We start from the raw sequence: 14,078 nt of genomic DNA, 5'->3' as shown, positions 1-14,078 counted from the left end.
ATTCCCAGGCCAGCGAGGCTACATCGAGCCTAAAAACTGCCGAAAAGCACCTCAACGCAGGGGGCTAGCCCCGCCCCCCAGGAGCCTACAGGGTGATCGTTCGTTGCAGCAGGGATCCGTGGCGGGTAACGGAGGTCATCAACCCCCAGCGCACATCGTTGGGAGCTCGGCCAAATAGCCCGATCATCGACTGCACCACCTGGGGCAAAGCCAGACCATCGGCCAGGAACCCAGCCCAGTCCTGGGTCTCAAGCTGGAAGAAAGACTCAAAGAAATGATTGATCTGGGTAGGGCTGAAGTCCATCAGGTTTTCTAGCCCAAAGAGATAGAGGTAGTGCTTGCGTAGGCGATCTTGGGGCCACAGGGCTTCCCAGGCCCGCTGAGCCGCCTGGGGCGTGGTCAGGCTGGGCTGATTGAGGGCGTCGGCAATGGCCTGGGCCAGGGCTGGCCCCCGCCGCAGCAAGGCCCCAAACAAATACCCAGAGGCGGGATGCACCATGCTGGCTGCTCCCCCAAATCCGACCACGGGCTGGCGGAGATCGGGTAGGGGCAAGTTCATGGGAAACAGACAGTGTTCTTCGTGGTGGATCTCCGAGACCTCCACCCCCCGGTGGCGCAACCGCTGATGGAGCCGCTGCTTCAGGGTATCCATGGCAACAGCGGGGTGCTGGGCCAAGGAGGTTTCCTCTACAAAATAGCAGCCGTCCCCTAAATCCATGGCGTAGAGAAAGGTGGGGGGGCCTTGCTGTTGCTCTTGGGGGGAAAGATGGTCATCCCGAAAGTCCATGAATACCATCTGCTGGGATGCAATGGGCGGCTGGGAAAAACGCCCCACAATGCCGTAGGCGGCTTGGTAGGCCACGTCTGCCTTGGCTTGGCGCTGCACTAAAACGGGCTGGTGCCCCGTCGCATCCACCACCAGTCGGGCCGAGAGGATATCCCCGGCCTGGGTGGTTAATTCTGCGCCTTGGGCCGTGGTGTGGCACTGGGCGACGGCTCCCTTCAGCCAGGTGACGCCGTGGCGTTCCGCCTGGGTCAGCCAGTGGGTTTGCACCCGCTGACGATCAATCAGGCCGTATTCCCGTTGCAGGGGCAGCGTTCGGCCCCGCACCTGCACCACGCAATTCGTCCAGCGGTGAGACAGCCAATCGGTGTGCCCCAGGGCCTCCAGTTCATCGACCCAGATGCCATAGGTATTAGGCAGCGGATCCGCCGGATCGGTGAGGGATAGGCCCTGTACCGAGAGTCCACGCTGCCCTAATTCTGCCGCCAGCGATAACCCAGCGGGGCCAGCCCCAAGCACCAACACATCCACCATTTCAGCGGCCCTGTCCTCACAACCTGCGACCTTAATCTTACCGAGTTCTGGCCTCCAATTCCTCCCCACCTTGGCTTTCAGGGCGAGCTAGGCGCGATTCACCACCCGCAGCAGCCACAGGGTCGCCGTCAGGGAAACAAAATGGGCCAGCAGGGTGTTGGTGTTGGCCTGGACAATGAAAATATCAAAGGCTTCGACGTATTGATTGATGTTGCCAGGAATAAATACCGTGTTGCCCTGGGGTTGCAGCAGCGCCTTGCCCAGCAGCGATCCAATCAATGCCTGCCCGCCAAACAGCGTGAGCAGCATCCCCACCATGCTAATCACAATGCCCATCCGCAGGGCTTGGATAGCATCCTTGGGGCTAGGGCGTTTGCTGGCATCGCGGCTGCGGAGGCGGCGACCCAACAGCACATAGCGAAAGGCCCAATAGATGCTGATATAGACGGCGACTAAGCCTGATAGGGCCAGTAGCACCCCAACTCCCGTTCCGGCATTGGCTCCTCCGGCTGCCGTACGCGCCCCAATGCTAACCAGGGCAAACAGCAGCACCAGGCTAGACACCACGGCCAACACGACTTGGATCCAAAAGCTGACCCAGCCTGTAAGCCGGAAGGCCGTGGCAATGCGGCGGACAGCGGGGGGAAGGGAGTAGTCAAGTTCGCTATTCATAGCTGTCAATTTTAGCCTAGGCTGCGTCCTGACTTCCCATGAGTTTTGGCCTGGGCCTCGCCTGGTTTCCCCTAATCCCAGCACAACAGCCCCCATCAACCCGAGGGCTAGGGGCCTGGGGGCGACCGACTTCAAGGCCAGCTTCAAGGCAGCGCAGGGCAGCTTTAGGGCGACCAATCTAGTTGAGGCCAGCCCGCGTAGAGCAGGTGTTCGAATCGGTGCCCTGGGCACGACATTCCTCGAACCGAATCTGCCGCACCGTGGTGGCGGGCAGTTGGTCAGCGCGGGCCAGGGCGGCGGCGTAGTAGGGAAGACTCCCCTGGAAATCCTGCTGAAGGAAAAGAATCTGGGCCTTGAGGTACATCAAATCGGGATTGCTAGGGGCGGCGGTGAGGGCACGATTCGCCTCCACGAGGGCTTCGTCGTAGCGCTGGAGGTCGCGCAGGCCGATGGCAATGCCGCGATGGGAGAGGTAGGCGGGATAGCCCTGTTGCAGCCGACTAATGGCTTGATCGGGGTTGGCGAAGGGCAAATTCACCGCCAGCAGCAAGTCCATAAAGCCCTTCAGCAAGCTCAGTTCTGGGTCGTTGGGGTTGATGGCTTCGGCGGCGTTGAGTTCGCCAAAGACGCGCTGTAACAGCCGCAGGACGGTGGGAGTGCCCCGTGTCAGCCCTTGGGTTTGGATGACATGGGCTCCTTCGAGAAACAGCCCCACGGCGGTGTAGAGGTGGCCCCGCAGGGGGTCGGTTTCCTTCAGGGCAGCGGCAGCGGATTGGGTCTGTTGGGCTTTTTCTAGCAGCGAACTGAGGTCTTGGTCGAGGTAATCTAGGGCTGCGGCAATGGCATAGTTCATCGGCTCGTTGGGCTCCGAGGCGATGGCCTGGTTTGCCAACTGTTTTGCCGCCGTGTAGTTGCCTTCATAGAACAGGGCCTTGAAGGCCGCCTCGGTGGCATCACCAATGGCGTGGGGGGTGTTGGGGCGGAAGGGATCGCCAGCCAGGGCAGGTAGACCGCTCAGCCCTACCATCGCCGTGGTGAGGGCTCCCGCCAGCCATGCTCGCCAGCGGTGGCGACGAAGGGGCTGAGAGTGTTGCAAGGAAGGAACCACCATAGGACAACTCGCTATCATTAAAACGGACGATGGGATGATGAATGGCGTAATTGTGGTCAAGACTGCGCTTGCCTCTATTCTGGTGCGCTGGCCTGAGGAATAGCCTGCCCCCCTGTTACAGATGCTACACTGGCCTATTGCGTCGCCCAGGACTATCCTGCCTAGACAGGCTCCATAACGGGGAAAACTGAATCGACGGAATCGGTTGGAAGGGTCTGCGAGATCATCAGAACGAACCCATGCTGCGACTTGAACAACTTACGTACCATCCCCCCGCGACCCCAGCGGCCATTGTGAGCGGGGTGTCTTTGGAACTGGCCCCCCAGCAGTTGGGAGTGATCTATGGCCCCAGCGGGTCGGGCAAAAGCACCCTCCTAGAGCTGATGGCCGGGTTTGCCACGCCCAGCACCGGGCAAATTCGGTGGCGCGATCAAACCCTCGAACCCGAGGCGCTGCGTCAGTTGGCGGGGCTGGTGTTTCAGTTTCCAGAGCGGCACTTCTGCGGCCACACCATTTTAGAAGAACTGCGCCTCGGCCACCCCGAACTCGACCGGGCTCAGATCGACCAAGCGCTCCAGTCAGTGGGGCTCGATCACCTCGACCTCACCACCCTGCCTCACTCCCTCAGCGGGGGCCAGCAGCGGCGTTTAGCCCTGGCGGTACAGCTCATTCGCAAGCCCTACCTGCTGCTGCTGGATGAACCCACAGCGGGGCTGGATTGGTCGATGCGCCAGCAAATTATCAGCCTGCTGCAACAGCTCAAGCAAAACTGGACGCTGCTGGTGGTATCCCACGATGCCGATGAACTGGCCCACTTGGCGGACTGCTGCTGGCACCTCAACCAGGGACACCTCACCTTGCAAAAACAGACAAATCCTCAACCGATGGCCACGGAGGCTAACTGGGAATGACCACGACCCCAACCCTGCCCAACCCCACCGACCTGTGGCAAGCCACCCTGCAATGGCAGCCCACGGATAACCTTCAGCCCCGCTTCGAGCAGCTCTATGGGGCCATCGTCGCTATTAATCAAACCCTCAACCTCACCCGCATCACTAGCCCGGAAGACTTTTGGGAAAAGCACCTGTGGGACTCGCTCCAAGGAGTAGCCCCCTGGCTCAGCGATCCGGCCCTCGCCACCCAGCCCCTCACCGTGGTGGACATTGGCACCGGGGGTGGCTTTCCGGGGTTGCCCCTAGCCCTGGCCTTCCCCCACTGGACGGTGACGCTGATGGACGCCACCCGCAAAAAAATTGCCGCCCTCCAGCAGGTCAGCGCCCAGCTTAGCCTAGACAACGTTCACTTTTTGGCAGAGCGGGCAGAACAGGTCGGCCACCAACCTGTTTTGCGCGAATCCTTTGATCTGGCCCTGCTGCGAGCGGTGGGATCAACCAACACCTGCGCTGAATACGCCCTGCCCCTCACCCGTCTAGGCGGACAGGCCATTCTCTACCGAGGCCAGTGGTCGGCCCAGGAAGAAGACAGCCTGATCGCCATTTTGCCGCGCCTAGGGGGCCAACTGCGGGAGGTACGCGCCGTCACCACCCCCATCACCCAAGGCGTGCGCCACAACGTCATCATCGACAAAACCAGCCGCACCCCCGACAAATTCCCCCGACTTCCCGGCATTCCGGCCAAATCTCCCCTGGTCTAGCTTGGGGTTGACTGGGGCTTACTGAGGTTCTTTGGGGCTGATAGCGTCCAAGGCCCGTTGCAGCTTTTGCAGGGACTTGTGCATTTCCGGCAGACGGCGATAGATGGCCGAGGCTTTTAGGAATACCTTGTGGGGCAGGGCCGGGGTGCCCGTGACGATTTCCCCTGGGGCGATGTCGTTGTGGATGCCCGCCTTGGCGGTGGCGATGGCCCCGTCGCCGATGGTGGCTTGGTTGGCGATGCCCACCTGTCCGGCTAAAATCACCCGATTGCCGACCTTGACGCCCCCGGCCATGCCCACCTGGGAGGCCATCACCGTGGCCTCGCCCACCTGGCAACCATGGGCAATTTGGATCAGGTTATCCAGCTTCGTGCCGCGTCCAACGCGAGTGACGCCCACGGCGGGACGGTCGATGCAGGTGTTGCCGCCGACGCGCACGCCGTCTTCAATCACCACGTAGCCGGACTGCTCCATTTTTTCCCAGCCTTCGGCGGTGGGCACAAAGCCAAAGCCCTCGGCCCCAATCACGGCACCACTGTGGAGGGTGCAGTCGGCCCCAATTTGGCTGCGTTCCTGGATGGTGCAGTTGGCATGGAGGACGGTGCGATCCCCCACCCGCACACCGGGATAAATCACTACGTTGGGATGGATGCACACGTCATTCCCCAGGTGAACGCCTGCCGAAATCACCACGTTGGCCCCGATGGATACGTTCTCGCCGTAGGTCGCCATCGGGTCAATCACCGCTGTGGGATGGATGCCGGGAGTGGGACGGTAGGGCTGATAGAACAGGGCGATGGCACGGGCAAAGGCCAGACGCGGATCGGCGGTGCTAATCCAGGCGATGCCCCGTTCGGTGGCCTGGGCTTGGAGGGCTTCGTTTTGGGGCAAAATCAGGGCGCTGGCCCCGGTGGTGGCCACAAACTGGGCAAATTTGTCCCCTTCAATGTAGCTCAGCGTTCCGGCAACGGCCTCATCCACAGCGGCAACCCCGGTAATGTCGGGGTCGTGGCTGGGGTTAGCCTCCAGGCTGGTGGCGGCGGCAATCCGAATTTGTTCGGCGATGGTGCTGAGCTTCATAGGAATTAGGAAGGGGAATTTGGTCTTTACGCTACCAGAAAGGCGACGCATTCGACGTGGGGGGTTTGGGGGAAGAAGTCGGCGGGTTGGGCTTTGGTGAGGGTGTAGCCGCCCTCTTCGCGCAGGATTTTGAGGTCGCGGGCCAGGGTGGCGGGGTCGCAGCTCATATAGACGATGCGGGGGGGCTTGAGGGCAATCAGGGCATCCAGTACCGCCCGGTCGCAGCCCTTGCGGGGAGGATCCAGCACCACAATGTCCAGCGGGTCAGCCAGATTTTCGGCGGCGGTGATTAGGGTTTCGCCCACGTCCCCGGCCCGAAATTCCACATTGTCGATGCCGTTCAGGCCCGCATTGGCTAGAGCCTGTTCTACAGCCTCAGTTTGAACCTCTAGACCCACGCAGCGTTTGGCGACCTTGGCGAGGGGGAGCGTCAGGGTACCTACGCCGCAGTAGGCATCGATCAGGGTTTCGGTTCCGGTCAGCTTCAGTTCGTCCAAAATCACCTGGAGGATGCCTTCGGCCTGCTCGGTGTTGGCCTGGAAGAAGGTGGTGGCGTGGATGCGAAAACGTAGATCGGCAAAGATTTCTTCGATGTAGGGCACCCCGTCGATCACCAGGGTTTCGGCCCCAAAGATGGCGTTGGTTTTGTCGGGGTTGAGGTTGACGCAGACGCCCACCAGGTCGGGGTAGCGCTCCATCCATTCCTGGGCCTGGAGTTCAATGTCCTTCAAGTTCGGCGCGGTGGAGACCAGGGTGAGCAACATCTGCCCCGTGCGCCGCCCCACCCGCAGACCCAGGTGACGCAAGCGGCCCTGGTGGCGATCTTCGTTATAAATCGACCAGCCCCGTTCCTTGATGTCCTGCTTCACCTCCGCCAGTAGGGGATTCAGCCTTTCATCCTGCACCGGGCATTGGTTGAGGTTCACCAGTTTGTGACTGCCCTTGCGGAAATAGCCCGCCTTCACGTTGCCCTCCGGCGAACGGGCTAGGGGATAGGTGGCCTTGTTGCGGTAGCCGAGGGGCGCTTCGGTGCCCAAAATCGGCAGCACGTTGGGCGCGTCAAATTTGCCGATGCGAACCAGGGCATCCGTCACCTGCTGCTGTTTGGCCGCAAGCTGGGCCTCGTAGCTGACGGTCTGCCACTGACAGCCGCCGCACTTATCCGCCACAATGCAGGCCGCCCGCACCCGATCCGGCGAAGGACTAATCATCTGCTTCACTTGCCCTCGGCCAAAAGTGGGCTTGGCCTGCACCAGCCGCACCCGCACCTCATCTCCCGGCACCGTGTCGGGCACAAACACCACCCGCTCCTGCCAGCGCCCCAGCCCATCGCCGCTGCTGGTGAGGTCGGTAATCGTCAAATCCAACGTATCGCCCTGTCGCCACCCGTCCATGCCGTTGTCCTGCTCGTAATCCGTGCTTGTGGAAAAATCAATGCTTGCGAAAGTGGCGGTGGGTTCACCCTATGCCCTAGGAACGCGACACGCCCACGCCAAAAACCGCTTAACGACTGTAGCAACCTGGGGGGCCAATGGGGGAATAACGATGGATTTTCTCAAGGGATGCCTGCGGCGGAGACAGCCCGCCTGGGGACTTTGCCCCCTTCGCCAGTGAGCGGTAGGCGATGTAACGGTTGATTTTGGCTAGAACACGATAGGTTAAGGGCAAATTTGGCCGCTTGCTGCAATGATCACCTGTTTTCAACAATTAGCCCAGGCGTTGACCTATGGCCCTGCTGTTTTGGCTACGGTCGTCAGCATACGCGGGTCGGTGCCCCGTGAGGTGGGGGCGCGGCTGGTGGTGGATGCCCAAGGCCAAGCCTTCAACACCATCGGCGGCGGGGCAGGGGAGGCCAAGGTAATTGCCCAGGCCCAAACCGTGCTGCAAACGGGCGAGTCCCAGATAGTCGAAATTGACCTGACAGGCGCACCCCATCGCCAAACCCAAGGCGTGTGTGGCGGCTTGATGCAGGTGTGGCTAGAGCGCTGGCAGGGGAAGGACGCACTCGCCCTGGCCCAAACCATCGTGCAACGACTTCAGGCGGGGCAATCTGTCACGTTAGTCACGCCGTTGGATGGGAACGGCACACCCTACCTCAGCGAAGTGCCCCCCGATCTCGACCCTGCCATCGCCTTTGTGGACACTCTGCAACCGCCGCCCCTATTACTAATCGTGGGCGCAGGCCATGTGGGGGTGCAGTTGGCTAAGGTCGCCCACCTCGCGGGGTTTGCCATCGCCGTCCAAGACGACCGCCCCGACTGGGCTAACGAACGCCTCTATCCCCAGGCCACCTATCGGCTGACACAACCTATCGAACCCGCCCTCGCAACCCTCGCCGATCACCAAAACCTCTATGCCGCCTTGGTAACGCGGGGTTACACCTACGACCTAGAAGCCCTAACCCATCTGTTGTCCCGCCCCATCCCCTGCACCTACATCGGCATGATCGGCAGCGAGAAACGGGTGCGCCAGGTCTACCAAACCCTGGAGCAGTCGGGCCTACCCCGCTCCAGCTTTGCGAATATCTACGGCCCCATTGGCTTGGATATCGAAGCTCTCACCCCGGAGGAAATCGCCGTCAGCATCACCGCCGAACTGATTATGGTGCGCCGAGGCGGCACCGGACGGCCTCTGTCTGAGCGGTTGCGGCACCCGATGGTGGCCAACCCATGAGGTTCGCGTTGATCGCCCTTGAACGCTACAACGTTATTTTGGCAGGCTTACCAGGAGATGGGATGAGGCATCTATGCGTTAGGCTAACGCTAGCGAATCTGCCCCTAACGCCCCCACTGTTTTTCTACTCCTTCAGACCTGCTTCCCGTGTCCACCCCTGCCGAACGGAATCACACCGCCAAAACCGATCTGCGCCGCCGTCTGCTAAAGGCACGGCAGAATATTCCAGCCCAAGTGTGGCGTCAGAAAAGCGATCAGATCTGTGACCACCTCTCCCGCTGGGAGTATTTTCGCCGCTGCCGGGTGATTTTGGCCTACACCAGCTTTCGCCAAGAGCCCGACCTCAGCCCCCTGACACAGCACCATGGGTATTGGGGGCTGCCCCGCTGCGTTGGCAAAACCCTAGCTTGGCATCTCTGGACGCCCCAGGATGGTGGAGCCTTGGTACGGGGAGCCTACGGCATTTTGGAGCCCCACCCAGACTCGCCCCTAGTCAATCCTGATCTGGTCGATTTAATTCTTGTGCCTGCGGTGGCCTGCGATGTCAAGGGCTATCGCCTGGGCTACGGGGCTGGATACTACGACCGGATGCTCAGCCAGCAGGTTTGGCGCAACGTGCCCACGGTGGGCATTGTCTTTGAGTATGCCCGGCTGCCTCATCTGCCCAGGGATGTGTGGGATCGGCCCATGCGGGGGCTATGCTCGGAGAGCGGCCTTTTCCTTGCCTAGCCGTTGCCAGCGCCTCAGTATTTTTAAGGAGAGTTTGTTTCTAATTAATACCTCCGGCACCCGTGTATTTGTCTCATTTTGTATTGTGTTTGGCATTTTTTCCCTAAATAGGGAACTAATAGAGTATGTCTCATAGTGGCTAAAACCGTGCTGATGCGTCCTGAGGCTGACCTGTTCCCTGACTTTAATGCCGCTGCCACGGCAGTTTTGAACTATCTCCAGCAGACCTTAGGCTTTGGGCTGTGGATGGTGACTCGCACAGAGGGCGAAGACTGGATCGTGCTCCACGCCCAGGATCAGAGCTATGGGGTGAAGCAGGGAGATGTGTTTCGCTGGACAGATTCCTTTTGTTCTCGCATGGTGGCCGGACAAGGCCCCTGCATTGCCCCCGATTCCCAGGCTGTTCCGGCCTACGTTGAAGCCCCCATTGCCAGCCAGGTAAAAATTGGGGCCTATGTGGGTGTGCCCCTAGCCACTGAAGACGGCACCCTGTTTGGCACCCTCTGCGCCATTGATCCCTCCCCTCAGCCCGATTCCATCGCTGAACACCTTCCCTTGATCACACTCTTGGCCAAGCTGCTCAGCTCCATTCTCCATGCCGATATGGCGGCTGCCGAGCAGGCCCGTCGCGCCGAGCGCCTGCAAAACGAAGCCTTCACCGATGCCCTCACAGGGCTCTATAACCGTCGAGGCTGGGATCAACTGCTGGCGGAGGAGGAGGAAAGCTGCGCTAATTATGGCTTTCCGGCCTGTGTGGTGGTGATTGACTTGGACAACCTCAAAATCGTGAACGATAGCTTCGGCCACGGTGCGGGGGATGGGCTCATTCAACGCGCTGGACACATCCTGCGCCAGGAAACTCGCAAACACGACGTAGTCGCTCGGATTGGCGGCGATGAATTTGTGGTGCTCTGCACAGAATGCTCGGCCACCCAGGGGCAGTGGCTGGGGGAGCGGCTCCAGCGGGCTCTCCTCAACGCCCAAGTTCAGGCTTCCGTAGGCGTTGCCTCCCGCCATCCCAGTCGGGGCCTAAAAGCCGCCTGGGCCGAGGCTGACCGAGCCATGTATCAGCAAAAGCGCCTTCATCGAGCCTGCCCTCTGCCCTAGGTTTAGGGCGATCTGGGTTGCTGACCTGAGCCGCTTTTTAACCTGATGTTAATGCAATGCCAAGATATCGTTAATGTGAGCGCAAACAGTTATTAATGCGCCTGGGCTAGCATGACCCCGTGACAGAGATACTTGTCAAAGCCACAGCCTAATTTTGCTAGGTTTATTCTTTTGCAGGTTGGGGTAGATTGGAGAGTATGTCGAGATTTTTGCCGGGGTGTTTTTCTAAATATTGAAAGCCTCTCTTTTGTCCAAATTAAGCATATTTTAAGGAAGACTAGAATTCACTCTGGATCAACCCGAAAGTCTGCCAGATTAGCTCTGTGAACTAGAGGCCAGAAAAACTGCAAGGCTGGAAATGCTATGCTTTTTAGTGTTTTACAGCTTCTTGAAGCGCAATAATCCCTAGATTTCGACGACTGACTTGACAAACAATCACTTGTATTCTCATGCCTCAAATTTAGAGTTTGGCTTAAGTCAGAAGACAATCAATGTTATATTTGGCTGAGCAAAGGCAGGGTCACAAGGGTCATTCGCAGCTGTGATGGCCATGGATTCTAAGGGAGTCTGACGCGGCTTTTGCTGTTCAAAGCAGCCCTAGCTTGTTTGAACTGTGTTTTAGGTGAAACTGAGGAAGCTATGTTGTCCAATCGTTTATTTTCCGTTGGTCGTTCTGGTCTGCTGTTAGCGAGTGTGCTGGGGCTTGTGGCCTGTGGTGGTGGCAACCAAGCCGGTGGCGACACCGCTGGTGGTTCTGACCTCACCGGGTCTGTGCTGGTGGATGGTTCCAGCACGGTGTTCCCCATTTCCGAAGCCATGGCCGAGGAGTTTGGCCGGGCTAACCCCGGCGTGGCCGTAACCGTGGGCGTATCCGGCACGGGCGGCGGCTTCAGAAAGTTCTGTGCGGGCGAAACCGATATCAGCGGTGCCTCTCGCCCCATTCGCCAAGAGGAAATTGACCTCTGCGCCCAGGCTGGCATCGAGTTTGTTGAGTTGCCCATCGCCTTTGACGGGCTCTCGGTGGTGGTTAACCCCAGCAACGAGTTTGCCCAGTGCCTCACCACCGACGAACTGAAGACCATGTGGGAACCCGCCGCCCAGGGCACCATCACGAACTGGAACCAAATCCGAGCTGACTTCCCCGATCAACCCCTGGGCCTCTACGGCGCAGGTACCGACTCCGGCACCTACGACTTCTTTATGGAAGCCATTGGGGCCGATGGCGAAAGCCGGGGTGACTTCACCGCTAGCGAAGATGACAATGTCATCGTGCAGGGTGTGTCTACCGACAATGGCGGTCTGGGTTTCTTTGGCTTTGCCTACTACGTAGAAAACGCCGACCGTCTGCAACTGGTGGCCGTTGATGGCGGCACGGGCTGCGTGGCCCCCAGTCCCGAAACCATTGCCGACGGCAGCTACCAGCCCCTGTCTCGGCCTGAGTTCATCTACGTGAAGACCACCTCCCTGGAAAATCCGGCGGTGAAGGCCTTTGTGGAGTTTTATCTTGATATGGCCAATGCCCCTCTGATCGACGAAGTGGGCTACGTCAGTCTGCCCGCCGACATGAATGCCAAGGTGCTGGAGCGGTTGGCAACGACCAAAACGGGCTCGGTGTTTGAAGGTGGGTCTGCCGTGGGCAAGAGCCTGGAAGATCTGCTCTAGGGGCGTTCCTTCTGGCGACCTCTAGTATCAACCTAAACGGCTAGCGCTCAATAGGTGGGAAAGGGGTTAGTGTTCGATGACGCTGACCCCTTTTCCTTGACCAAGGAGCCTATCCCAACCGTTCCCTATCGCTCAGAGATAATGCGATGACTACCAACCTTCCACCCACGGGCCAGCCCGACCTGTGGCAGCCCAACCGAGCCTGGAGTAAGTGGAGCCAGCGGGTTATTGTGGGGCTGTTTGGCCTCTTTGCCCTGCTCTCGGTGGCCACCACCATCGGCATTGTGCTGTCGCTTTTGTTTGAGGCGCTGGAGTTTTTTAGAGCGGTGCCGCTCTGGCGCTTTTTGACCGATACCCAGTGGACGCCGCTGTTCTCCAATCCTCAGTTCGGCGTGTTTGTACTGCTGAGCGCCACCTTTCTCACCTCGATCATTGCTATCGTCGTGGCGCTGCCCCTAGGGCTGCTGTCGGCGATTTATCTGAGTGAGTACGCTTCTCCGAAACTACGCCGCATCCTTAAGCCTGCCCTAGAGGTATTGGCGGGGGTGCCTTCGGTGGTGTTTGGCTACTTTGCCCTGCTGTTGGTGACGCCGTTTTTGCAGCTTTTTATCCCTGGTCTTTCCGGCTTCAACGGCCTCAGTGCCGGGATTGTGCTGGGCGTTTCCATCACGCCGCTGGTGGCGTCCCTCAGTGAGGATGCCATCTACGCTGTGCCGGACTCCCTGCGCAATGGTTCCTACGCCCTGGGTTTGACGAAGCGGGAAACCATCTTTGGGGTGGTGCTGCCAGCGGCCCTCTCCGGGATTGTGGCCTCGGTCATCCTAGCGATTTCAAGGGCGGTGGGGGAAACCATGATCGTCTCCCTGGCGGCGGGGCAAAACCCCAACCTCACCCTCAACCCCTTCGTGCCGATCATGACCATGACCGCCTACATTGTGCAGGTCAGCTTGGGCGACACCCCCGCTGGTTCTATCGCCTATAAGTCTATCTTTGCGGTGGGGATGACGCTGTTCCTCGTCACCCTCGTCTTCAACATCTTCAGCTTCTGGTACGTGCGTAAGTTTCGGGAGACCTACGAGTAATGACCTCACTGTCGCCTCAACCCAGCAAGATGGACAAGGGCTGGGACATCGACCAGGCTTCTGCCCTGAGCGCCCTGAGCCGCCGCAAGCTGATTGACCAAATTATCAAGTATCTCTCCCTGGGAGCGGTGATCTTCTCCCTGTCAGTGTTAGCCATTTTGCTAATCGATGTGCTGATCGATGGGCTCCCCGTCCTTAGCTGGAGCTTCCTCACCAGTTTTCCCTCCCGACGCCCCGCCGATGCAGGGCTGGTGTCGGCCCTGGTAGGCACCATTTGGGTGATGGTGCTGGTGGCGCTGTTTACCTTCCCCATTGGGGTTGGGGCGGGCATCTTCCTCGAAGAATTTGTCTCCGATAGCTGGTTTGCCAAGGTAATTGAGATCAATATCTCCAATCTGGCAGGGGTGCCATCTATTATCTATGGTCTGCTCGGCCTCCAGGTGTTTGTGCGAATTATGTTCCCCATCACCCAGGGGCGCAGTGTTCTATCCGGTGCACTCACCTTGTCTCTGCTGGTGCTGCCCATTGTGATCATCGCCACCCGCGAATCCCTGCGGGCTATCCCCAACAGTTTGCGGCAGGCGGGCTATGCCCTAGGGGCTACCCGTTGGCAGGTGGTACGTGCCCACATTTTGCCCCTCGCTTTTCCCGGCATTTTAACCGGGGTAATTTTGGCTCTGTCTCGCGCCATTGGCGAAACTGCACCGCTGATCACCATCGGCGCATTGACCTACATTCCCTTCCTGCCAGAGCTTTCCCTGCGCGGGTTGCAAAGCCCCTTTACGGTGCTGCCCATCCAAATTTTCAACTGGGTGTCGCGTCCTCAGCCCGCCTTCCACGCCCTCGCGGCAGGGGGTATTATCGTGCTAATGGTGATTTTGCTAATGATGAATTCCCTCGCCATTTACCTGCGAAACCGCTTCCAAAAGTAAGGCCCCTCCCCTGCGAGAATCCCCAACTTCTAACCATCCAAGACGCCTGAGAGAATTG

At 59.4% G+C, this 14,078-nt stretch carries 13 protein-coding genes; 8 read left to right on the top strand and 5 right to left on the bottom strand.

What is annotated here, in order from left to right; all coding sequences use genetic code 11:
- Nucleotides 1-85 precede the first annotated feature (85 nt).
- The 3 genes from crtL to GFS31_RS06840 all read right to left on the bottom strand — a co-directional run bounded on the left by crtL (nt 86) and on the right by GFS31_RS06840 (nt 3,101).
- On the bottom strand, nt 86-1,318 hold the full coding sequence (gene crtL / locus GFS31_RS06850) for a lycopene beta cyclase (protein WP_198807465.1): 1,233 nt from the start codon (nt 1,316-1,318) through the stop codon (nt 86-88).
- Nucleotides 1,319-1,405: 87 nt separating this feature from the next.
- Nucleotides 1,406-1,990 (bottom strand): DUF3611 family protein, encoded by a 585-nt coding sequence (locus GFS31_RS06845; RefSeq protein ID WP_198807464.1) that lies wholly within the window; start codon nt 1,988-1,990, stop codon nt 1,406-1,408.
- A 178-nt stretch (nt 1,991-2,168) separates the two neighbouring features.
- Nucleotides 2,169-3,101, bottom strand: coding sequence for a Sll0314/Alr1548 family TPR repeat-containing protein (locus GFS31_RS06840; RefSeq protein ID WP_225907599.1), 933 nt, complete (start codon nt 3,099-3,101; stop codon nt 2,169-2,171).
- 239 nt (nt 3,102-3,340) lie between these two features.
- Here GFS31_RS06840 and GFS31_RS06835 point away from each other — a divergent pair, with 239 nt between their 5' ends.
- Nucleotides 3,341-4,012: an ABC transporter ATP-binding protein gene (locus GFS31_RS06835; RefSeq protein ID WP_198807463.1), complete on the top strand. Its 672-nt coding sequence runs from the start codon at nt 3,341-3,343 to the stop codon at nt 4,010-4,012.
- Nucleotides 4,009-4,755: a 16S rRNA (guanine(527)-N(7))-methyltransferase RsmG gene (gene rsmG / locus GFS31_RS06830; RefSeq protein WP_198807462.1), complete on the top strand. Its 747-nt coding sequence runs from the start codon at nt 4,009-4,011 to the stop codon at nt 4,753-4,755. Before GFS31_RS06835 ends, rsmG begins: the two co-directional genes overlap by 4 nt.
- An 18-nt stretch (nt 4,756-4,773) precedes the next feature.
- On the opposite strand, the gene lpxD is transcribed toward rsmG, so the two are convergent.
- Together lpxD and rlmD are read right to left on the bottom strand one after the other, a co-directional pair.
- Entirely contained in the window at nt 4,774-5,835 is a 1,062-nt protein-coding gene (lpxD, locus tag GFS31_RS06825; protein ID WP_198807461.1) for a UDP-3-O-(3-hydroxymyristoyl)glucosamine N-acyltransferase, read from the bottom strand.
- 26 nt (nt 5,836-5,861) lie between these two features.
- Nucleotides 5,862-7,229, bottom strand: coding sequence for a 23S rRNA (uracil(1939)-C(5))-methyltransferase RlmD (gene rlmD, locus GFS31_RS06820; protein ID WP_198807460.1), 1,368 nt, complete (start codon nt 7,227-7,229; stop codon nt 5,862-5,864).
- A 292-nt stretch (nt 7,230-7,521) separates the two neighbouring features.
- On the opposite strand from rlmD, the gene GFS31_RS06815 reads away from it, so the two are divergent.
- From GFS31_RS06815 to pstA, 6 genes are all read left to right on the top strand, one after another.
- The gene (locus tag GFS31_RS06815; RefSeq protein ID WP_198807459.1) at nt 7,522-8,508 is read left to right on the top strand and encodes an XdhC family protein; all 987 of its coding nucleotides are present in this window, start codon (nt 7,522-7,524) and stop codon (nt 8,506-8,508) included.
- A 147-nt stretch (nt 8,509-8,655) separates the two neighbouring features.
- Entirely contained in the window at nt 8,656-9,237 is a 582-nt protein-coding gene (locus GFS31_RS06810; RefSeq protein WP_225907598.1) for a 5-formyltetrahydrofolate cyclo-ligase, read from the top strand.
- A gap of 135 nt (nt 9,238-9,372) precedes the next feature.
- Nucleotides 9,373-10,344: a sensor domain-containing diguanylate cyclase gene (locus GFS31_RS06805; RefSeq protein WP_263974914.1), complete on the top strand. Its 972-nt coding sequence runs from the start codon at nt 9,373-9,375 to the stop codon at nt 10,342-10,344.
- Between the two features lie 639 nt (nt 10,345-10,983).
- Nucleotides 10,984-12,006, top strand: coding sequence for a PstS family phosphate ABC transporter substrate-binding protein (locus GFS31_RS06800; protein ID WP_198807458.1), 1,023 nt, complete (start codon nt 10,984-10,986; stop codon nt 12,004-12,006).
- Between the two features lie 146 nt (nt 12,007-12,152).
- Nucleotides 12,153-13,088 carry a phosphate ABC transporter permease subunit PstC gene (gene pstC, locus GFS31_RS06795; RefSeq protein WP_198807457.1) on the top strand — a complete coding sequence of 312 codons (936 nt, stop codon included), beginning with the start codon at nt 12,153-12,155 and terminating at the stop codon, nt 13,086-13,088.
- Nucleotides 13,088-14,020: a phosphate ABC transporter permease PstA gene (gene pstA / locus GFS31_RS06790; RefSeq protein WP_198807456.1), complete on the top strand. Its 933-nt coding sequence runs from the start codon at nt 13,088-13,090 to the stop codon at nt 14,018-14,020. The genes pstC and pstA overlap by 1 nt, the downstream gene beginning before the upstream one ends.
- The last annotated feature ends 58 nt before the right edge of the window (nt 14,021-14,078 follow it).

Origin of the sequence: Leptolyngbya sp. BL0902, assembly GCF_016403105.1 — a bacterium.
In the GTDB taxonomy this organism is placed as follows: Bacteria; Cyanobacteriota; Cyanobacteriia; order Phormidesmidales; family Phormidesmidaceae; genus Nodosilinea.
This window is presented reverse-complemented; position numbering and strand designations above follow the sequence as displayed.